This window comes from Leifsonia xyli subsp. cynodontis (genome assembly GCF_050632205.1).
Taxonomy (GTDB): Bacteria; Actinomycetota; Actinomycetes; order Actinomycetales; family Microbacteriaceae; genus Leifsonia; species Leifsonia xyli_D.
This window is the reverse complement of sequence record NZ_CP192578.1, coordinates 1,162,891-1,183,679: the sequence shown is the minus strand read 5'-3', so window position 1 is coordinate 1,183,679 and position 20,789 is coordinate 1,162,891. Positions and strand designations below refer to the sequence as shown.

The window sequence follows — 20,789 nt, the reverse complement described above, 5'->3', positions numbered from 1 at the left end:
GCACAGTCGTGCGGCTCCCCCGCGTGCCTCTGCGACTGATCGCCGCGGCCTCCGCCGTCGCGGCGGGCCTGGTGCTGGTGCCCGCCGCCGCGGTCGCCGACTCGCCGGCGCCGTTCTACCCCGGCTACATCATCAGCGACGACAGCTTCTTCAACCCGGATGCCATGACGGCGGACGAGATCCAGAGCTTCCTCGAGGAGCGCCCGTGCCATCCCAAGGACGGCGTGCCGTGCCTCGCCGACTTCCGGATGAACTCGCCCGCCCGGCCCGCCTCCCCCGAGCGCTGCACGGCGTTGCCCGCCCGCAAGAAGGAGGCCGCGAGCAGCATCATCGCGCGCGTAGCGAAGGCCTGCACCGTCAGCCCGCGCGTGCTCCTCGTGCTGCTCCAGAAGGAGCAGTCGCTGCTCACGGCGCCCAGCTCCTCCGGCTACCTCAAGGCCACCGGCTACGCCTGCCCGGACACCGCGGCGTGCGACACCCGGTACTTCGGCTTCTTCAACCAGGTGTACCGGGCCGCGTGGCAGTTCCGCGAGTACACCGTCCACCCGCGGGACTGGCGCTACCGGATCGGCGCGAACCGCATCCAGTACCACCCGGATGCGGCCTGCGGCGCGAGCAGCGTGACGATCCTCAACCAGGCGACGGCGAACCTGTACAACTACACGCCCTACCAGCCGAACGACCAGACGCTGAAGGCGCCGAAGGGACCGGGCGGCGGCTGCTCGGCGTACGGCAACCTCAACTTCTCGCGCCTGTACAACGCCTGGTTCGGCTCACCGCTCGCGGTGCGGTACACGGGGTTCGTCGACGGCTGCATGGTGTACGCAGGCGGCTTCGGCTGCCGGCAGGGCACCCCGCTCACGCCGTGACCGGTTTCATGCCGTTTCCGGCATACGGCCCCGCTTAACCTCGTAAGGATGAGCATCGACCAGCCCGACGATGATGTCGCCGAGGTGCAGAGGCCCGGCGCCCTGTACTTCGCCGGCCGCATCCTCATGGCTCCGCTGCTGAAGCTGGTCTACCGGCCGCGCGTGATCGGCAAGCGCAACGTCCCGAAGCACGGCAAGGTCATCCTCGCCAGCAATCACCTGTCGTTCATCGACTCGGTCGTGATCCCGATGACGGCGCCCCGGCGCGTGCAGTTCCTGGCGAAGTCGAGCTACTTCGAGGGGACGGGCCTGAAGGGACGCGTCTCCCGCGCCTTCTTCACGGCCATCGGCGCGGTCGGCGTGAAGCGCGGGGCGGGGGCTGCGGCGCAGGAGGCCCTCGACCAGTCCCGCAAGATCATCGACACGGGCGCGGCCTTCGCGCTCTACCCCGAGGGGACCCGCTCGCTCGACGGGCGCCTGTACAAGGGACGCACCGGCATCGGCTGGCTGGCGCTCACGACCGGCGCCGTCGTCGTGCCGGTCGGCCTGGTCGGGACGGACAAGATGCAGCCCGTCGGCGCGAAGTTCCCGAAACCGCACCGGATCACGGTGACGTTCGGCGAGCCGCTGGACCTCTCGCACTTCGGCCCCGCCGACTCGGGGCGCGCCCGCCGTCAGGCGACCGATGCGATCATGGCGGCCATCCACGGGCTCACCGGGCAGGAGCTGGCCGGCGTCTACAACGAGGCGCCGCCCACGAGCACGGTCGAGCGTATGAAGCGCGCCCTGCGCCCCGAGCGCCTCTAGCCCGCACTCGCGCATCCGCTCATCCGCTCGCTCCGGCGCGCCCCCACCATCGAGTCCGCGAACTTTGCACGCGACACGCCGCCGGGCCGTGCAATCATCGCGGACTCGACGGTGGGCGGAGTCGGGTCGGGCGCGGCCGGGGCTCAGGCGAGGGTGAGCAGCTCGGGTGCGTGACGGACCGGGAAGTTGACGCTCGCGGCGATGAAGCACTTCTCCGAGGCGGGGGCGTGGAGGGATGCGGCGAGCTCGGCCTGCGCCGGGTCGGCGATCGTCACCCGCGGGCGGAGCGTCACCTCGGTGAAGTGCCCGCCGCCGTTGCCGGTCTGCTCCATGGTTCCGGTCGCGGCATCCGTGTAGCCGACCACCACGACGCCCGCGCCGGCCGCCTCCGCCAGGTAGCTCAGCATGTGGCACTGCGCCAGCGCGGCCAGCAGCAGCTCCTCGGGGTTCCAGCGGTCGCGGTCGCCGAAGAACACGCGGTCGGCGGACCCCTCGATCGAGTGCTTGCCTTCGGCGCTCACGACGTGGTCGCGGCCGTACGCCTTGTAGCCGCTGGTCCCCGTGCCGCGGTTGCCGGTCCACTGCAGGTCGATCGCATACGCGTGCTCGAGCTTCATCCTCCGATTCTCGCACCGCGGCTAGACTCGGATCACCATGACTGACACCGTGAGCACCCCCGCGCCCGTCTACTCCGTTCCACAAGAACGCCGCATCGTCACCGCCGTCCCCGGCCCCAAGTCGCAGGAGCTGCACGAGCGCCGCCTGGCCGTCGTGCCGACCGGCGTCTCCTCCGCTCTGCCGGTGTACATCGCCCGCGCGAACGGCGCGATCCTGGTGGATGTGGACGGAAACCAGTTCGTCGACTTCGGCGCCGGCATCGGCGTGACCACGGTCGGCCACACCGAGACCGCCGTCGTCGAGGCGGCCGCCGGGCAGCTGCAGGACGTCATCCACACGCTGTTCACGATCACCCCGTACGAGGAGTACGTGCGCGTCGCCGAGCTGCTCGCCGAGCACACCCCCGGCGACCACGCCAAGAAGACCGTGCTGGTGAACTCCGGCGCGGAGGCCGTCGAGAACGGCGTGAAGATCGCCCGCAAGTTCACCGGCCGCCGCGCCGTCGCGGTGCTGGACCACGCCTACCACGGCCGCACCAACCTCACGATGGCCATGAACTACAAGGCCATGCCGTACGCGACCGGCTTCGGCCCGTTCGCCGGCGACGTCTACCACGCCCCCAACTCGTACCCCTACCGCGACGGCCTGACCGGGGCCGAAGCGGCCGCCCGCACCATCGCCTACCTGGAGAAGGTCGTCGGCGCGTCCGACCTCGCCTGCCTCGTCGCCGAGCCCATCCAGGGCGAGGGCGGCTTCATCGTCCCCGCCGAGGGGTACCTGGCCGCGCTGCAGGAGTGGTGCACGGCCAACGGCGTCGTCTTCATCGCGGATGAGATCCAGAGCGGCATGGCCCGCACCGGCGCGTACTACGCCAGCGAGCACTTCGGGGTCGTGCCCGACCTCGTCCTCAGCGCCAAGGGCATCGCGGGCGGGCTCCCCCTCGCCGCCGTCACCGGCCGCGCCGAGATCATGGACTCCGCGCAGCCCGGCGGGCTCGGCGGAACCTTCGGCGGCAACCCGGTCGCCGCCGCTGCCGCGATCGCGGTGTTCGAGACGATCGAGCGCAACGATCTGCTCGCGGAGGGGCAGCGCATCCAGGCCGCCCTCAAGCCCGCGCTCGAGAAGCTGCAGCAGAAGTACGACATCATCGGCGACGTCCGCGGAGTCGGCGCGATGATCGCGGTCGAGCTCGTCAAGCCGGGAACCGCCCAGACCACCAAGGAGCCGAACCCGGAGGCGGTCAACGCGATCGTCGCGGCGGCCGCGCAGCAGGGCGTTCTGTTCCTGAACGCCGGCACGTGGGGCAACGTCCTCCGCTTCCTGCCGAGCCTCGCGGTGTCGGACGAGCTCATCGCGGATGCCGTGTCGGTGATCGACGACGCCATCGCTGCCCTGTGAGCGACGGGAACGCCGTGACCACAACCGCTGAGGTGTTCTCCGTCGACGAATCGGTCGAGCTGGCCGTCGTCGAGCGCAGCGGCTTCGTCGAGTCGCGGCACGCCGGCTCGGCCGTCGTGCTGGGGCCCGACGGCGCCGTCGTCCGGAGCCTCGGGGCGCCGGAGCGCCCGGTGTTCCCGCGATCGAGCATGAAGCCGTTCCAGGCCGTCGCGGTCATGGGCGCCGGTGTCCCGCTCGAGGGCGCCCGCGCCGTGCTCGCCACGGCGAGCCACGCGGGCACGCCGGCGCACCTCTCCGTCGTGCGCTCCCTCCTCGCGCAGGGGCAGCTGACGGACGACGCCCTGCGCTGCCCAGCCGACTGGCCGCTGGACACCGCGGCGCGCGACGAGCTGGTGCGTGCGGGCGAGCACAAGCATCCGCTGTTCATGAACTGCTCGGGCAAGCACGCCGCGATGCTCGTGGCCTGCCGGGTGAACGGCTGGCCGATCGACAGCTACCTCGACCCGACGCATCCGATGCAGCAGCACATCCGCGACACGATCGAGCGGCTCACCGGAGAGAAGGTCGTCGCGACCGGCGTCGATGGATGCGGTGCTCCTGTCCACGCGATGTCCCTCGTCGCGCTCGCCCGCGGCATCCAGCGCATCGCCACCGCGTCCGACGGCTCGCCGTTCGCGCTGTTCCGCAACGCGGCGCTGCTGAAGAACGCCGTGCTGGCCGACGGCTGGGCGATCGACGGGCCGGGCCGCGCCAACACCGTGGTGATCGACGAGCTGGGCGTCTTCGCGAAGGGCGGCGCCGAGGGCGTCATGGTCATGGCCGCGCCCGACGGCACCACCGTCACGCTGAAGATCCTCGACGGGAGCCTGCGGGCCGCATCCATCGTCGCCCTGCGCCTGCTCGCCGACGCCGGCGCGCTCTCGCACTCCGACGTCGATCGCGTGGCTCCGCTGCTCGACCTGGCCGTCCTCGGCCGCGGCGAGCCCGTGGGCGAGATCCGCGCCTCGTACTGACCGCCCCAGCCAACAATTCCTGAGTTTTTCGGGCGCCGAGCGGCGTAGGACCCGAAGAACTCAGGAATTGTTGGCTTGGGGGCGCCGGAGGGTCGGGGCTACTGGCGGGCGAGGCGTTTCGCGCGGGCGGCGGCGGTCAGCTGCGAGATCAGCACCACGAGCAGCGTCAGGATGAAGACCGCGCTGGCGATCACGTTGGCCTGCGCCGGGATGCCGCGGGACGCCGCGATGTAGATGTACATCGGGAACGTCGTCACGGCTCCCGCGTTGAAGTTCGTGATGATGAAGTCGTCGAAGCTCAGCGAGAACGACAGCAGCGCCGCCGACAGGATGCCGGGGAGCAGCAGCGGGAACGTGATGCGCCAGAACACCGCGTTCGGCGACCCGTACAGGTCGCGTCCCGCCTCCTCGAGCGCAGGGTCGAGGGATGCGACGCGCGCCTTCACCGTCACCACGACGAAGCTGATGCAGAACATCACGTGCGCGATGATGATCGTCCCAAAGCCCTTGTTCACGCCGAGGCTGAGGAACTGGGCCGCGAGGCCGGCGCCGAGCACGACCTCCGGGCTCGCCATCGGCAGGAACAGCAGCAGGCTCGTCTGCGACCGGAATCGGAAGCGGTAGCGCATCAGCGCGATCGCGATCATCGTGCCGAGCGCCGTCGCGATGACGGTCGAGATGAGGCCGATGATGATGCTCGCCATGAACGCGTCGCAGATGCCCGCGGCGTCGCACACATTCGTCCAGTTGCGCAGCGTGAAGCCGCGCCACGCGATGTTGTTCTTGATCGCGTCGTTGAACGAGAACACGAACGTGTAGACGATCGGGATGAGCAGGAACGTGAGGGCGAGGAAGGCGTAGACGCCGAGGCCGAAGCCCTTGAATCGGCGCCTGCCTCTGGCCGCGCTCGGTGGCGTGGTGGTGTCGGTGATCGTCGCCATCTCGGTCACAGCAGCTCCTCCGTCCCGCTCCTGCGCACGTACGCGCCGACGATGACGAGGATGACCGCCATCAGGATGACCGACATCGATGCCGCGGCCGGGTAGTTCTGCAGCACCAGGAAGTTGCTCTCGATGACGTTACCCATCATCGAGGTGTCCGCGGCGCCCAAGAAGTCCTGCGACGCGTTGATGTAGTCGCCGGCCGCGGGGATGAACGTCAGCAGCGTCCCGGAGACGATGCCGGGCATCGAGAGCGGGATCGTCACCTTGCGGAACGTCGTCCACGGGCTCGCGTACAGATCCTGTCCCGCCTCCAGCAGCCGCGTGTCCAGACGCTCCAGAGTGGAGTACAGCGGGAGGCACATGAACGGGATGAAGTTGTACGTCAGTCCGAAGATGACCGAGAACGGCGTCCCGGTGATGTGCGCGTCCGGCGGCAGCACCGAGATCGCCTTGAGCGAGCTCGCGATCCAGCCGTCGTCGCTGAGGATGGCCTTCCAGGCCAGCGTCCGCAGCAGGAAGCTGATGAAGAACGGCGCGATCACCAGCGTCATGAGCAGGTTCTGGGCCAGCGGACGGCCGCGCATCTTCACGCCGATGAAGTACGCCAACGGGTAGCTGATGACGAGCGCGGCGGCGGTCGCGATGAGGGCGTACCCGAACGACCGGAGGATCTGCGGCCAGTACTGCGCGATCGAGTCGGTGTAGTTCTGCCACTGGAACGCGGTCTGGTACTGCCCGATGTCGCCGTCGACGACCGGCGCCTGGAACGACGTGATGATCAGCGAGACCAGCGGCGTGAGGAAGAACAGGACGAGGTAGAGCACGCCGGGCAGGAGCAGGACCAGCGCGATCCCGCTCTTGCGGCGGACCGCGGGCTCCTGCTCCGTGGTCGGCGGCGCCCCCGTGAATGCGGCGAGGGCCATTACGCCTCCTCCAGCTCCGTCAGCATCCGCTCGCGCGCCTGCGCCGCGATCGCCTGCGTATCCGCATCGTCGACGAAGCGTCCGTCGGCGGGCGGCTCGTCGGCGAGCACGAAGGTGTGGCCCGCGTCCCAGGCGACCCAGACCTCCGCGCCGAGCGCCGCGACCGGCCCACTCGCGGTGTTCTGCGCGAAGACGACGACCGTGCCGAGGGCCGGCATGTCGACCAGGTACTGGGTGCTCACGCCGCTGAACGACACATCCGTCACCCGGCCCGGTCCCAGGCGGTTCGCGCCGGACGGGATGGTCGACGGGTCCGGGTGCAGCGTCAGCTTCTCGGGGCGGACGCCGACGGTGACGAAACCGCTCGTGCGCTGGGCACGCGACCGGGGCACCTGGATGCGCTCTCCCCCGACGTCGACGCCGAGCGTGTCCGCCCCGACGTCCTTCACCGGACCGGCGAACAGGTTCGACTGGCCGAGGAAGTTCGCCACGAACACGGTCGACGGCAGCTCGTACAGGATCTCGGGCGACCCCATCTGCTCGATCCGCCCTTTGTTCATGACGGCGACCGTGTCGGCCATGGTCATGGCCTCCTCCTGGTCGTGCGTCACGTGCACGAAGGTGAGGCCGACCTCCGTCTGGATGGACTTCAGCTCCAGCTGCATCTGCCGGCGCAGCTTCAGGTCGAGGGCGCCGAGCGGCTCGTCGAGCAGCAGCAGCGCCGGACGGTTGACGACGGCGCGCGCCAGGGCGACGCGCTGCTGCTGGCCTCCGGACAGCTGCGCCGGGCGGCGCGCGGCCAGGTGGTCGAGCTCCACCAGCCGCAGTGCCTCGTGGGCCTTCGCCACCGGGTCGCCGATCTTGCGGCGGCGCAGCCCGAACGCGACGTTCTCGAGGATCGTCATGTGCGGGAACAGCGCGTAGCTCTGGAACACGGTGTTGACCGGACGCTGGAACGGCTTGGTGCGCGTCACATCCTCACCGCCGATCAGGATGCGCCCCTCGGTCGGCTCCTCCAGCCCGGCGACCAGCCGCAGCGTGGTCGTCTTGCCGCATCCGCTCGGCCCGAGGAGGGCGAAGAACGACCCGGCGGGGATGGTGAGGTCGAGCTGCTCGATGGCCGTGAACCCCGGGAACCGCTTCTTGATGCCGTCCAGGCGCAGATCCGCGCCGGACTCGGCGAACACTCCCTTCGGCATCAGGCCCCCAGGATCACCTTCTGGAGCGCCGCCTGGTACTTCTGCTCCTCCACAGGCGTCAGCGTGCGGAAGACCTTGACCTTCGACAGCGTCTCCTCATCGGGGAAGATCAGCTGGTTGTCGGCGAGCTTCGGGTCGATCTTCACGGCCGCCTCCTTCGCTCCCTGGACGGGCGTGATGTAGTTGACCCACGCCGCCACCTCGGCCGCGACCTCGGGCTGGTAGTAGTAGTCGATCAGCTTCTCGGCGTTCGCCTTGCGCGGCGACCCGATCGGGATCACGAAGTTGTCGCTCCACAGGGTGCCTCCGGCCTCCGGGATGGCGAACTGCCAGTTGTCGCCGGCCTCGGCGTTGAGCTGGGTGATGTCGCCCGACCAGCAGATCGCGGCGAGGGTGTCGCCCGACTTGAGGTCGTTGAGGTACGAGTTGCCCTTGATGTTTCGGATCTGCCCGTCGCTCACATGCTTCGTGAGGGTGTCGATGCCCTTGTTGAAGTCGGCGTCGCTGAACTCCTTCGAGATGTCGACGCCCTGCTGCAGCAGGATGAGGCCCATGGTGTCGCGCATCTCGCTGAGCACGCCGACCTTGCCCTTGAGGTCGGAGCTCCACAGGTCGTCGACCGACTTGAGGCCCTTGGGCAGCTTCTCCTTGTTCCAGCAGATGCCGGCGAAGCCGCTCTGCCAGGGCAGGGACTTCTTGCGGCCCGGGTCGAAGTCGACGTTCTGCAGGTTCGAGACGAGATTCTTCTTGTTCGGGATGGCCGAGTCGTCGAACGGCTGCACGTAGCCGAGGCGGATCCAGCGGGCGATCATCCAGTCGGTCAGGCACACGGTGTCGGCGCCGATGTCCTTGCCGAGCTTGAGCTGGTCCTTCACCTTCGCGTAGTAGGTGTTGTTGTCGTCGACGGCGACGTCGTACTTGACCTTGATGCCGCTCTGCTTCTCGAACGCCTCGAGCGTCGGGTACTTGCCCGCGTCGTCCTGGTCGAGGTAGGCCTGCCAGTTCGCCCAGGTGAGCGTCTTGTCGGACGCGGAGTTGTCCTTGGCGGCGGTGGGCTTGGAGGATGCTCCCCCGGTGGAGCAGGCGGCCAGTGCGAGGGCGGCGGCGCCGGCCCCGGCGCCGGCGACGATTCCGCGCCGTGTCAGTTGCGACGCCCGCGCCGACTGCACGAGCTGACGGATCATCGGGTCTTGCGGGAGGTTGCTCGGTTTCACTGTGGTGCTCCTTGGGGATCGAACACGGACCACGGGCGACGGCTCATCGGCGGCACGCCCTCGTGCCGTCGCGGTGGACCGATCCTGACACACAACCGTGGCGATCCGCACCAGAAAATGGTCGGATGCTCCATTCGGAAACACAATCTTTACGAAATCCGTGCCGGATCGGTCGAAACGGCCGGGAAACCGCAGACTCGTCGTCCTAGGGCTCTCACCCTGTACGGGGCGGCTTCCGCCAGGGGATCGGGTGCGGAAACCGTCTGCTGGAACCCCATCCATCCGCGAAATCAGTCTTCGAATGACGGAATTGCCATCGATATCCTCCGTGAACCCCGCTATGGTGAGACCGAACCACATGTCGAGTGTCGAAGGAGCCCCATGAAGGTCGCGATCCCCCGCGAGATCAAGAACAACGAGTTCCGGGTGGCGATCACACCCGCCGGCGTGCACGACCTGGTCGGCGCAGGACACGAGGTCTTCGTCGAGTCCGGCGCAGGCGTGGGCTCCTCCATCCCGGACGAGCTGTACGCCGGAGCCGGTGCGACGATCCTCCCCGACGCTGCGGCGACCTGGGCGGCCGGCGACCTCATCCTGAAGGTCAAGGAACCGATCGAGAGCGAGTACGGCTACTTCCGTCAGGGCCTCGTGCTCTTCACCTACCTGCACCTCGCCGCCGACGAGGCGCTCACCCGCGCCCTGATCGACGGTGGCGTCACCGCCATCGCGTACGAGACGGTGCAGCTGCCCACGCGCGCGCTGCCGCTGCTCGCCCCGATGAGCGAGGTCGCCGGTCGTCTCGCCCCGATCGTCGGCGCCAACACGATGCTGAAGCCGAACGGCGGTCCGGGCCTTCTGGTGCCCGGCGTCCCCGGCACGCACCCGGCGGTCGTCACGGTGCTCGGCGGCGGTGTCGCCGGGACGAACGCGATCTCGGTCGCCGTCGGCCTCGGCGCCGAGGTCACGGTGCTCGACACGAACATCCAGCGCCTGCGCGAGCTCGACGCCCTGTACGCCGGCCGCATCAAGACGATCGCGTCGAACAGCTTCGAGATCGACAAGGCGGTCGTCGCCTCCGACCTGGTGATCGGCTCAGTGCTGGTGCCGGGAGCGAAGGCGCCCAAGCTGGTCACCAACGAGATGGTGTCGCGGATGAAGGCGGGCAGCGTGCTCGTCGACATCGCGGTCGACCAGGGCGGCTGCTTCGAGGACTCGCACCCGACCACGCACGCCGACCCCACGTTCACCGTGCACCAGTCGGTGTTCTACTGCGTGGCGAACATGCCGGGCGCGGTCCCCCACACCTCCACCTACGCGCTGACGAACGCGACCCTCCCTTATGCGCGTGCGATCGCGAACCGCGGCTGGCAGGAGGCGCTCCGTGCGGACGCGTCGCTCGCCCTCGGCCTCAACGTGCACGCCGGCAGCGTCACCAACGAGGGTGTGGCCTCCGCCCACGGCCTCGACTCCGTCACCGTCGAGTCCGCCCTCGCCTGAGCTTCGCACCCCTACATCGAGTCCGCGAACTTTGCACGCTCAGACCCTGTCTGGTGTGCAAACTTCGCGGACTCGACGGTGGGTGGGACGCGTCAGGAGACGTCGAACCACTGGTCGCCGATCTCGACGCGCGTGCCGCGGGTGACGCGGTAGCGGCGGCCGGCCTCGCACTGGCGGGCGACTCCGCCGAGAGGATGCGCGACCGTACCGTTGCCGGAGTAGCGGTCGCAGATCCAGAGCTCGTCGCCCTCGAGCCCGAACTCGAGGTGCGTCTTGGAGACGCTGCGCGTGGGGTCGGAGACCACGACCAGCTGGTCGATGTGCTCCCCCGGTTGCGTGATCGGGCGGCGGCCGACGAGACCGGACCCGGCGACCTCGACGACGTCGCCCGTCGAGAAGCTGAGGGTGAACGCACGCTGCGCGGCGGGACGGGCGGGCGGGGCCACCTCGACCGGGACGATCGTCAGGGCCTGGGTCGGCGGGAGGCCGTCCTCATCCAGCTCCAGCGCGTCCGGGAACCGACCAGCGACGGCCGGCGCCGGCGGACGTTCGGCGACCCGCTCGGAGATGATCGACGTGTCGGAGGGCCGCGAGTCCGCCACTTCGGGGGCACGCAGCCGCGACGACGTGACCGAGCTGCCGCACATCGGGCAGAACAGCGTCCCTTCGGCGAGCTCCGCTCCGCACACGCGACAGTTCATCGGGTCCGCCCCTTTCCGGTTCGCCTTCCACGGTAGCCGAGGGACCGCAGGGAGACCGCCGCGAGCAGCCGCTTCCAGCGCGTGTCGCGCTTCGCGAGCTGCCCCCGCAGGTCGTCGACCGCCTTCCAGACCGACTCGGCCTCCGCCGGCGTCGGCGCCACGCCGCTGAAGGTCGCCCGGTCGGCGACCTTCGCGAGCGCGTTCGCACGCGAACCGCCGATGGTGCCGGCGAACTCCACCCGGGTCGCCGCCGGCGGCGGGTCGTAGCCGTGGTCGACCGCCGCGTCGGCGAACTCGCGCCACCCGCCGACGATCCGCTCGCGTGCCGTGGGTGCGCGCCGGCGGAGTGCACGGCGCCGCCACTTCGCCGCCAGAACCGCCAGGAAGGGCGACGCGACGAGCGCGAGGACGAGCAGCGTCCATCCGACGACGCTCAGCACCGCGAGCAGAGTCTCCAGCGCCGGGTTCGGCTTCGGCTGAGTGGACGGGTCGACCTGCGCCTGCGGCGGTTCGTCGTTGCGCTGGGGGTTGTCGTCGACCGGAGGCTGCACGTTGGTCTGCGGCCGCGAGATCTGCGTCGGCTGGTCGGGCTGCTTCGGCGGCACGGGACGGAGCGGCGGGTTCGGGTCGACGGTGACCCATCCCGTGTTCGTCTGCACCTCGATCCACGCCGAGATGTCGGAGCCGGTGAAGGTCACCGCCGACGCCGTGGTGTCCTTCGGAGCGACGAATCCGACGACGACGCGCGCCGGGAAGCCGAGCTGCCGCGCCATCAGCGCCGCCGTGACGGCGTACTGCTCCTGGTCGCCGAGCATCGGCACGTCGGTGAGCAGCTCCGTGATGCGATCGGCGCCGTGACCCGACCGGCTGGCCGGCTCGTTGGGGCCGATCCCGTGGCTGATGTACCCGTCCTGCGCCAGTCCGCGGAGCGCCGCCGCGAGCTTCGGCCCCGCGCCCGACACCCCGGCGGTGTACTTCTGCAGCGCCGACTGCAGCTCGTCGGGGATGACGGTGGGACGCGGCACCGAGTCCGTACCCGGCTGCACCTTCTCGAGCTGGGACGCCGTCAGCTTCGGCTTGACCACCGACTCCTCGGTGTAGCTGTCGCCGCTGTGCAGAGCGGTGGTGACCGCTCCCGTGCCGGTGATGTCGTTGTAGAAGAACGCTCCGGAGAGGGCGCCCGCGTTCGCGCCGCGGAACTCCACCTGCTCCAGCTGACCGCTTCCGGGCAGCCAGGGGCCGCGGTAGTCCCGCACCACCACCGTGGTCGATGTGCGCCTGCCCTTCGTCGCGCCCTGGTCGAGGCGGTACGGGACGCGCGTGAAGGACCCCGACGCGCTCGTCGTCCCGTCGCTGCCCACCGCATAGGTGACGCCGTCGTAGGTGTCCAGGGTCGCGATCCGCAGACGCCGGTCGGCGGGCAGCCCGACGACGCTGAGCATCGGCTGGTCGGCTCGGTCCGGTTGGAGGTACGAGCGGAACCCGCTGAGCGGGCTCGGGTAGTCGCGCGGGTCGAACGGCTGCTCGACCGCGGTGCGGACCACCTCCCGGTCGCCGCGCGGCGGCAGCAGGGCAGCGGCCGCGATCCCTCCCGCCGAGGCGGCCACCAGCATGACGGTGGCGCCCGCGACGGTCAGCAGCGCGGTGGACCGGCGCTCCCGCCGCGACTCGACGAGCAGCCCGCTCTGCTCCCGCAGGGTGCGGATCGCCGCGGAGCGCCGCCGCAGCCGGAACCGGATCAGCCAGGCGAGGAGCACGACGAAGAGCGTCAGGAGCAGCAGCAGCGGGACCGGCGCGACCGACGACCCGAGCAGGATCCCGGCGACCACGAGCAGCACCGGCGGGATGGCCGCGAGCTCCGGCCGGGACGACCGGAGCGCGATCGAGACGGTCAGCACGGTCGCCAGCAGCGTCAGCAGGAACGCGGGCACGAGCAGCGCCTGGTACGAGCCGACCGGAACGCTGATCGTCACGAGCTGCTTCCAGCTCAGCCAGGTGCCCTGGACGAGATCGATGAACCCGGCCGCGGTGGGCAGCAGTCCGCCTGCGGAGGCCTCGGACGGCACGGCGAGCTGCACGCCGAGGCCGAGGTAGGCGACCACGATGAGCGCCGCGATCACGATGCTGGGCAGGCGCCACGCCCATCCCGCGACGGCGATGAGGGTGCCCGCGAGGAGCGTCACCGTGAGCATCAGGACGAACGCCGGCGACTGGTACACCGGCCAGAACGACCATGCGCCCAGGGCGACGGCCCCGAGGGCGAAGACGACGTCGAACAGGGCGCCCGGGGTGCGACGGGCGGCCATCAGGTGGCCAGCCGTTTCGCGAGGCTGCGCTGGAGGTCCTCCAGGTAGCCGATGGTCAGCACGCTCAGGTCCGACACCCGTCGGAGCGACGGCACGGCGCCCTCGTCGCAGACGATGGCCACGACATCCACCCCCAGCGGGAAGTGCGCCGCGGCGGCACGCAGCTGCGCGGCCGTCGGGGTGGATCCGCACACCAGGAACGCGATGGAGACCCCGGCCGAGTCCTCCGACGCGACCTGCGCGAGCTCGGGCAGGCGGAGGGCGGACTCGGCGGTCTCGACCCCGGCGAGGTCGTCCAGCAGCCTCCCGCGGTTCACCGTGCTCAGCCGGCGGGCGCTGAACAGCATCCGCTTGGCGAACTCCGGCGTCTCCGCGCTCGCGACCACCGAGACGGTGCGCGAGTCGAGCATCGCCCGGACGCCGAGCGACCCGGTGACGCTGACCGCCAGCTCGAACTCCTCCTCGGTCGCGTAGTCGGCGGCCGAGAGACTCAGCGCCACGAGCAGGTGGCTGCGCCGGGTCTCCTCGAACTGGCGCACCATGTAGCTGCCGGTCTTGGCGGTCGACTTCCAGTGGATGTAGCGGCGCTCGTCTCCGGGGACGTACTCGCGCAGCGCGTGGAAGGCGATGTCGCTCGCCGTCAGGTCGCGGGTCGGTGACCCCTCGAGGTCGCGCACGAAGCCGGTGCTCATGCTCGGTACGGTGATGGTGCGCGGATGCACGAAGAGGTCGAGGGAGTCGGCCCAGACCACCTCGCGCCGCAGCAGTCCGATCGGGTCGGCGCGCACCGTGCGGACGGGCCCGATCGGCACGATCCCGCGGCGCGTGGTGGGGACGACGAAGACGTCGGAGTGCTCCTCCGCGGGCGCCAGCGACGGGGCGGCGAACTCCGCCAGGCCCAGGCCGACCGGCACCTCCACGCGGACGCCCGGCAGCCTCCGCCGCAGCGGGTTGCGCACCGCCACCTCGCCGGGAGCGCGGTCGCCGACGACGACGCGGTTCGCCGGGAGCGAGAGCCCGACGTCGTAGGCGGTTCGGCCGATGAGGTACCCGGAGGCGACGACCAGGAGGACCACGGCGGCCCACCCCACGACGACCGCCTCGATCCAGCCCCAGACGTAGCCCGCGGTGAGCGCCAGGATCGCCACCAGGAGCATCGACCAGCCGAGCGCGGTGACCACGGCGCCGACCCGGCGCGCCAGCACGGCGACGGTGCGTCCGGCCGTGGACGAGGTGCGCACGATCCACACGATCGCATCCGCGAGGAAGCCCTCGCGTTCGCCCACGATGCGGGCGCGCGCGTTGGTCAGCTCGGTCTGCGCACGGGTGACGGTGGTCACACGGCGGCCCGATCGCTCGGCGGCGGCGTCTCGATGAGCAGCTGCCCGACGATGCTGGACGCGCTGACGCCCTCGAACTCGGCCTCCGGGTCGAGTACCAGGCGGTGGGCCAGCACGGGCTCGGCGAGGGCCTTCACGTCGTCGGGCGTGACGTAGTACCGGCCGGAGGCGGCCGCGAGCGTCTTCGCCGCCCGCAGCAGCGCGAGGGCGCCGCGCACGCTGACGCCGAGGCGGATCTCGTCCGCCGTCCGGCTGGCCTCGACCAGCCGGGAGATGTAGTCGTTGATCGTCGGGTCGACATGCACCCCGCGCGCCATGGCCGCCATCTCGACGACGGTCGCCGCCGAGATCACCTCGGGCACGACGACCTCGTGCGCGCGCCGCTCCGAGCCCTCGAGGATGCGCAGGGTCGCCTCGTGGTCCGGGTAGCCGATCGACGCCTTCATCAGGAACCGGTCGAGCTGCGCCTCCGGAAGCCGGTAGGTGCCGGCCTGCTCGATCGGGTTCTGTGTCGCAATGACCATGAACGGCGCACCGACGGAGTGGCGGACGCCGTCGACCGTGACCTGCTGCTCCTCCATGACCTCGAGCAGCGCCGACTGCGTCTTGGGGCTGGCGCGGTTGATCTCGTCCGCCAGCACGATGTTGGCGAACACGGGTCCGCGGTGGAACTCGAACGCGCCCGAGCGCTGATCGTAGATGTTGACGCCGGTGATGTCCCCGGGCAGGAGGTCGGGGGTGAACTGGACGCGGTTGGTCGTGCCGCGCACGCTCTCGGCGATCGCGCGCGCGAGCGACGTCTTGCCGGTGCCGGGGAAGTCCTCCAGCAGCAGGTGGCCCTCGCTGAACAGCGCGGTGAGCGCCAGGCGGATCACGTGGGTCTTGCCGAGCAGCACACGGTCGATGTTCCCGACGAGGCGATCGAAGACTCCGGAGAACCAGCCGGCCTGCTCGGGGGTCATCGTCATGCTCCGGCCTCTTTCGGTTCGGGGCGCGGCCGGGTCGGCCGCAGGGAAGGAAGGGTGCGCCGCGGTGCGCGGCTCACCTCAGTATGGCGTCCGGAGATCATGGCATCGCCGATCCCGGGTAGTCCTGGCTGTACGTGTCGGCTCCGGAGACGACGGTGACCGTCAGCTTCGGCGCCGGGTCGTCCGCCGGAGCGGTGCACGTGGCCGTCTCCCCCGCCGCGGGCATCGGCAGCTGCGTCGTCCCGTCGCAGCTGTAGGTGACCGCGTCGTAGGCGCCGGTCGGCCAGCTGGTCCAGGTGAAGACGTGGCTCGCGGGGTCGAACCGCGCGCCGCCGATCTCGAGGTCCACGGCCACCCCGAGGGCCTGCGTGGCGTTCTGCGCGGTGCAGAGCGACGACCCGTCCGGGTACGACTCGCAGACCCGGGTGATCTTCACGGTGAGCGGGACGCCGTAGTGGTTTCCGCCGGATCCGGTCAGCACCCCGCTGGTCCCGGACAGCGTGCCCGAGTCGACGACGGCCGTGCCGTTGAGCAACTGGTAGTCGAACGTGGGGTTCGCCCCGCCTCCTGCTCGGTAAGAGATCGTCACCGGGAAGTCGGCGGTGAGACCGTCGCTGCTGCGGACCCGCTGGCCCACCGCGATCCCGGTGACGTCGCCCGGCGACTGCCGCGGGGTGGCGCTGACCACGGTCGCGGGCGTGCACCCCTGACCGTTGTACGCGTAGACGATGAAGTCGTAGGTCTGGTTGGGGCTCAGCCCGCTGAAGCTCGCGCTGCCGCCCTGCACGCGCCGGAGTCCGCTGGTGCTGAGCGCAGGCTGCCCGGTCTCGACGCCGGTGACCCGGCAGACCGTCGGGTTGGCGCCCTGGAAGACGCCGACGTAGTAGTCGGTGATGGCCTTGCCGTTGGCGCCGAACACGTTCGACCAGGTGAGGGTCGCGCTGGTGCCCGCGCTGGTGTCCGGCGTCGCCACCGGTGAGACACCCGTCGTGACCGGAGCGCCCGCGGGGACGCCGCTCCCTGACTCTGATTCCACGTCGTCCGGCCCTGATAGAACTGGTTCCGCGACGAGACCGTGAACCCGATGGCGGCGCCGTTCGCGATGCCCGGGTCGGTGATGTTGAGGGCGTAGGCGGTGCCGACCGGGTCGGAGCCGGAGACCTGCAGCGCGCTGGTCACGCCGCCGAGCGTGACGACGTACGACGTGATGGGGCTCGCGCCGGGAGCGTCCGCCGGCTTCGTCCACATGATCCGGAGCCCCTGGTCGAGCGGAGACGCGGAGAGCGCTGACGGGGCGTTCGGGATGACGTCCGACCAGGCCGGCTCGGCGTACGCCGTCGGGTCGGAGAGTCCGAGAGCGTTCCGCGCACGCACCGTGAACGTCACCGCGTTCGCCGGACCGTTGCCCGGCGTGGTGATCGCGCAGGTCGTCGTGGCGCACGGCGTCGTGGAGATCACCTGTCCGGTCGTGGCGTTCGCCATGGTCACCTCGAAGCCGGTGATCGGCGAGTTGTTGAACGCTCCGGGGATCCAGCTGAGGGTGAGGCTGCGGTCGGCGATCGTCCCGATCTGCACGTTGGAGACGGGCGCGGGGCGATCCTGGACCGAGACCGTCACCGTGCCCCAGGTGTAGCGGTCGGGGTCGCCGGTCGCGTCGGCGACCTCGTACTGCAGGGTGGTGTCGGCGGGCGCGGCCGTCGCGGACACGGCGACCTGCAGCCGCGCGTTGTCGCTGCTCGGCGTGATGGTGAGCCCGTCCGGCAGCCCGCTGCCGAGCCCCCGGACGGCGACCACCCGCAGCGGCTTGCCCGGGAACGGGTTGGTCGCCTGGTCGTTCGCCAGCACATCCACCGTGGTGGTCTGTCCGCGCGGGGCGATCACCTGGTCGGGCTGCGGGCTCGCGAGCGGCCGCGTCGACGGCACGACGGAGATGTCGATCCGCCCCGCCTGCCCGGCGTTGACCGCATCCTTGACGCCGATGGAGAGGGACGGCGTGGCGCCCTTCGGCGTGCCCGTCGCAACGGTCACCGTGAGCTTCTGACCGTCGATGGATGCCGTCACGCCCTGCGGACGCGGGTTCTGGATGGAGTACACCAGCTCGGCCTGGTCCTTGGCGTACGGGTACGAGGTCACCTTGGTGAGGTCGATCGTCTTGGTCTGGCCGGGCTCGAAGTCGATGAGCGCGCCCGTGAAGACCGGCGGCTGGTTCTCGCGCGGGGTGACCTCGATCGGCAGCACGATCGTCGCGACGTTGCCGGAGGGGTCGTTCGCACCGGAGCCGTCCGTGACCTGGAACGAGATGGAGGCCGGCCCGAAGTACCGCGGTGACGAGGTGAACTGGAGAGTGTCGTTGCCGGACACGAGGTCGTCGCCGTTGGCGTGGGTGGCCCGCACGGTGGCGGCGTCGGTGAGCCGCACCTTCCGGCCGCCGACCGCGACGATGTAGTCGTTGAGGTGGATGGTGAGCGTCTTCTCGCTGACCACGGTCAGCTTGGGCGCGCCCCGCTTGAGCTGCGGCAGGGCGTCGTCGTAGCCCGGCACGTGGACGAAACCGTAGGCGACCACGGAGGCGTCCTCCGGGTTGGCGACGCGGAACGGCACGATCTGGCTCTTCGCGCCGATCGTGATCCGCAGGCGTTTGGCGTCGGTCACCTGGGCGCCGGTCCCGTAGCCCGGGACGAGCGACAGCTTGAGGCTTCCGACCGGCCCGTCGGCGAAGAACACGTTGGCCAGCACGTTCACGTCGACCCGGTCCTTGCCGAGGATGTCGGAGAGGCCGAGCGTCGTGTCCGACACCACGGGCCGGGCAGGCGGCGCCTTCTCGTCGACCGTCAGCCGGAGGAAGGCCTGACTCGTCCCGCCGCGCTGGTTCTGGATGGTGTAGAGGAATCCGTAGGAGCCCTGCGTCTTGGGTGCCGTGACGGTGACCAGGTCGCCGCTGATCTTCGCCCGGGCCTTGCCGTCGAGCGACGACACCGCCGTCACGGTGAGCGGGCTGCCGTCGGGGTCGCTGTCGTTGGCGAGCACCTGCACGCTGAGCGTCCGGCCCGGGCGGGCCGTGACGTCGTCCTCGACCGCGATCGGGTTGCGCGCCCCCTCGACCCGGGCGGCGATGCCGACGCGCACGGTGCCGGTCGCCCGCGCGCCCAGCGCATCCACCACCGCATAGGTGAAGGTGTCGGTGCCGGCGGCGTAGTCGCCCGCCTGGAAGTCCATCCAGTCGGGGCCGGAGGCGATCACGGCGCCCTTCTGCGGGTTGGTCTCCTGCCCGATGAACTGCACGGAGTCGCCGTCGGGGTCGATGCCGGAGAGCGGCACCGTGATGCGGACGGTGTCGCCCGCGAGCACGCGTGCGGTCACGGTCTTCGGCACGGGCGGGTTGTTCGTCGCGGCGTCGCGCTCGCGCACCGCGATCGTCACCTCGGCGGTCGCCCACTGCCCGTCGGCTCCGTAGACCTTGTAGGCGGCGGTGTAGTTGCCCGGCTTCGAGGGCGCCAGATAGCGCAGGTGATCGCCGCTCACGAAGAGGAGCCCGGCGCCGTTCGGCAACGGGGTCGCCAGGGTCGGATCGAGCGTCAGCTTGTCGCCGTCGGGCTGCACGTCGTTGGCGAGCACCGGGATGTCGACCACGTCGTGCACGCGCACCGCGACCGAGTCGGGGGCGGCGATCGGCGGCTGGTGCACGGTCAGCGGCGGCAGCTGCACCACCGTCACCGTTCCGACGGTCTCGGCGAGGCCGTTGCTGAGCCGGTAGTGGAAGTCCACCGGCCCTTCCAGTGGACGGCTGAGGGTCACCCGGAGCGTGCGCTGCTGCAGCACCTGCACGCGCACCCCGGTGGCGGCCGCCGGTTCGGTGGCGCCGGTCACCAGGAGCACGCCGCCGGACGGGTCGATGTCGGTCGACAGCACGTCGACATCCTGCGAGGACTGCTCGCGGATGAACGCGGTGTGCGGCACGGCGATCGGCGCGGTCTTGGCCCCGGGCGGCGCCTTCACCTCGACGCGGACGACGCCGGTCGCCGTGATCACGCCGTCGGTCACCGAGTACTCGATGTTGTGCGTGCCGGCCTGGTCCGACTCGAAGCGGAAGGTGCCTCCCTGGTAGTCGGGCGTGATCGTGGCGTCGGCCTTGGTCGGGACCGTGCTCAGGCGGACCGTTCCGTTGCCTCCGCGCACGTGGTCGAGCGGCGCGACCGTCACCTCCTGGCCCTGGTAGGCCAGCACGGCGAAGGGGTCGGCGATGATCGGCACCTGCCCGGGCGGGCGGACGGTCACGGCGAGCAGCCCGGCGGACTCCGCGCGTCCGTCGGAGAGGGTGAGCGCCACATCCTTTACGCCGGCGCCGTCGCCGTGGTCGGAGTAGGCGACCTGCCCCTGCGGGGTGAACGTGGCGGTGTCCGGAGCGGGGATGGAGGCCCCCGACAGGTAGAACGAGTCCCCGTCCGGGTCGTAGCAGTCGCCGAGCACGGCCGCGGAGACGCGGCCGCCGGACTGCACGACCGCCTTGGCGTTGCGCACGCAGACCGGCGCTGCGTTCTCCGATGCCGAGCGGACGGCGACGGTCACGTGGGCGGTCGCGGTTCCGCCGCGGCCGTCGGAGATCGTGTAGTCGAACCGGATCTCGCCGGTCGCCGTCTCCGGCAGCGAGATCTGGAGCTGCTGATCGGCGTTGGTCAGCTGGAGCGTCCCCTGGGAGGCCGGGACGCCCGTGAAGGAGTCGATGGTGAGCACGTCCCCGTTGGGGTCGTAGTCGTTGAGCAGCACGGGCAGCGGGGTGACGCGTCCGGGGCGCGCGCCGAAGGAGTCGTCGACGGCGACCGGAGGCTGCTCCTGCTTCTCGTACTGCGGCGCCGTGTCCTGCTTGGTCTGGTTGACGAGCTCCTGCGTCGACTTCTTCGACACCAGCTCGTCCCAGTTGTCGATGCGCGTGTTGTCGCGCTGCACCGCCCAGGCCACGCCGGAACGGCTGTCGTTGAGGACCACGCGGCTGCC

15 protein-coding genes and 1 pseudogene are annotated in these 20,789 nt (G+C 70.5%); 5 read left to right on the top strand and 11 right to left on the bottom strand.

Annotation, left to right across the window (positions count from 1 at the left end; genetic code table 11):
• Positions 1 to 23: 23 nt before the first annotated feature.
• Both ACQ86M_RS05895 and ACQ86M_RS05890 read left to right on the top strand, forming a co-directional pair.
• A complete protein-coding gene (locus ACQ86M_RS05895; RefSeq protein ID WP_431247395.1) occupies positions 24 to 869 on the top strand; it encodes a hypothetical protein in 846 nt (281 codons plus the stop codon).
• Positions 870 to 917: 48 nt separating this feature from the next.
• The gene (locus ACQ86M_RS05890) at positions 918 to 1,676 is read left to right on the top strand and encodes a lysophospholipid acyltransferase family protein (RefSeq protein ID WP_431221160.1); all 759 of its coding nucleotides are present in this window, start codon (positions 918 to 920) and stop codon (positions 1,674 to 1,676) included.
• 143 nt (positions 1,677 to 1,819) lie between these two features.
• Here the strand turns inward: ACQ86M_RS05890 and ACQ86M_RS05885 are convergent, their stop codons facing one another.
• Entirely contained in the window at positions 1,820 to 2,293 is a 474-nt protein-coding gene (locus tag ACQ86M_RS05885; RefSeq protein ID WP_431221159.1) for an OsmC family protein, read from the bottom strand.
• Positions 2,294 to 2,330: 37 nt separating this feature from the next.
• On the opposite strand from ACQ86M_RS05885, the gene gabT reads away from it, so the two are divergent.
• Together gabT and ACQ86M_RS05875 are read left to right on the top strand one after the other, a co-directional pair.
• The gene (gene gabT / locus ACQ86M_RS05880) at positions 2,331 to 3,692 is read left to right on the top strand and encodes a 4-aminobutyrate--2-oxoglutarate transaminase (RefSeq protein ID WP_431247394.1); all 1,362 of its coding nucleotides are present in this window, start codon (positions 2,331 to 2,333) and stop codon (positions 3,690 to 3,692) included.
• Positions 3,693 to 3,706: 14 nt separating this feature from the next.
• A complete protein-coding gene (locus ACQ86M_RS05875) occupies positions 3,707 to 4,705 on the top strand; it encodes an asparaginase (RefSeq protein ID WP_431247393.1) in 999 nt (332 codons plus the stop codon).
• Positions 4,706 to 4,803: 98 nt separating this feature from the next.
• On the opposite strand, the gene ACQ86M_RS05870 is transcribed toward ACQ86M_RS05875, so the two are convergent.
• The 4 genes from ACQ86M_RS05870 to ACQ86M_RS05855 are packed head-to-tail and all read right to left on the bottom strand — an operon-like array spanning position 4,804 to position 8,985.
• The gene (locus ACQ86M_RS05870) at positions 4,804 to 5,655 is read right to left on the bottom strand and encodes an ABC transporter permease (protein WP_431247392.1); all 852 of its coding nucleotides are present in this window, start codon (positions 5,653 to 5,655) and stop codon (positions 4,804 to 4,806) included.
• Complete coding sequence (locus ACQ86M_RS05865; protein ID WP_431221156.1) at positions 5,652 to 6,572, bottom strand: ABC transporter permease; 921 nt, start codon at positions 6,570 to 6,572, stop codon at positions 5,652 to 5,654. Before ACQ86M_RS05865 ends, ACQ86M_RS05870 begins: the two co-directional genes overlap by 4 nt.
• Positions 6,572 to 7,771, bottom strand: coding sequence for an ABC transporter ATP-binding protein (locus tag ACQ86M_RS05860; RefSeq protein ID WP_431247391.1), 1,200 nt, complete (start codon positions 7,769 to 7,771; stop codon positions 6,572 to 6,574). The genes ACQ86M_RS05865 and ACQ86M_RS05860 overlap by 1 nt, the downstream gene beginning before the upstream one ends.
• A complete protein-coding gene (locus ACQ86M_RS05855) occupies positions 7,771 to 8,985 on the bottom strand; it encodes an ABC transporter substrate-binding protein (protein WP_431247390.1) in 1,215 nt (404 codons plus the stop codon). Before ACQ86M_RS05855 ends, ACQ86M_RS05860 begins: the two co-directional genes overlap by 1 nt.
• A 381-nt stretch (positions 8,986 to 9,366) precedes the next feature.
• On the opposite strand from ACQ86M_RS05855, the gene ald reads away from it, so the two are divergent.
• Entirely contained in the window at positions 9,367 to 10,482 is a 1,116-nt protein-coding gene (ald, locus tag ACQ86M_RS05850) for an alanine dehydrogenase (RefSeq protein WP_431247389.1), read from the top strand.
• A 92-nt stretch (positions 10,483 to 10,574) separates the two neighbouring features.
• On the opposite strand, the gene ACQ86M_RS05845 is transcribed toward ald, so the two are convergent.
• The 6 genes and pseudogenes from ACQ86M_RS05845 to ACQ86M_RS05820 form a co-directional block, all read right to left on the bottom strand.
• Positions 10,575 to 11,183 (bottom strand): zinc-ribbon domain-containing protein, encoded by a 609-nt coding sequence (locus ACQ86M_RS05845; RefSeq protein WP_431221152.1) that lies wholly within the window; start codon positions 11,181 to 11,183, stop codon positions 10,575 to 10,577.
• Positions 11,180 to 13,489 (bottom strand): transglutaminaseTgpA domain-containing protein, encoded by a 2,310-nt coding sequence (locus ACQ86M_RS05840; protein WP_431247388.1) that lies wholly within the window; start codon positions 13,487 to 13,489, stop codon positions 11,180 to 11,182. Before ACQ86M_RS05840 ends, ACQ86M_RS05845 begins: the two co-directional genes overlap by 4 nt.
• Complete coding sequence (locus tag ACQ86M_RS05835; protein WP_431247387.1) at positions 13,489 to 14,829, bottom strand: DUF58 domain-containing protein; 1,341 nt, start codon at positions 14,827 to 14,829, stop codon at positions 13,489 to 13,491. The genes ACQ86M_RS05840 and ACQ86M_RS05835 overlap by 1 nt, the downstream gene beginning before the upstream one ends.
• Positions 14,826 to 15,797, bottom strand: a complete 972-nt coding sequence (locus ACQ86M_RS05830) for an AAA family ATPase (protein ID WP_431247386.1) — start codon at positions 15,795 to 15,797, stop codon at positions 14,826 to 14,828. The genes ACQ86M_RS05835 and ACQ86M_RS05830 overlap by 4 nt, the downstream gene beginning before the upstream one ends.
• A 97-nt stretch (positions 15,798 to 15,894) precedes the next feature.
• Positions 15,895 to 16,716 carry a hypothetical protein gene (locus tag ACQ86M_RS05825; protein WP_431247385.1) on the bottom strand — a complete coding sequence of 274 codons (822 nt, stop codon included), beginning with the start codon at positions 16,714 to 16,716 and terminating at the stop codon, positions 15,895 to 15,897.
• A gap of 473 nt (positions 16,717 to 17,189) precedes the next feature.
• Positions 17,190 to 20,699, bottom strand: a pseudogene (locus ACQ86M_RS05820) (Ig-like domain-containing protein); the annotation flags it as partial.
• Positions 20,700 to 20,789 lie beyond the last annotated feature (90 nt).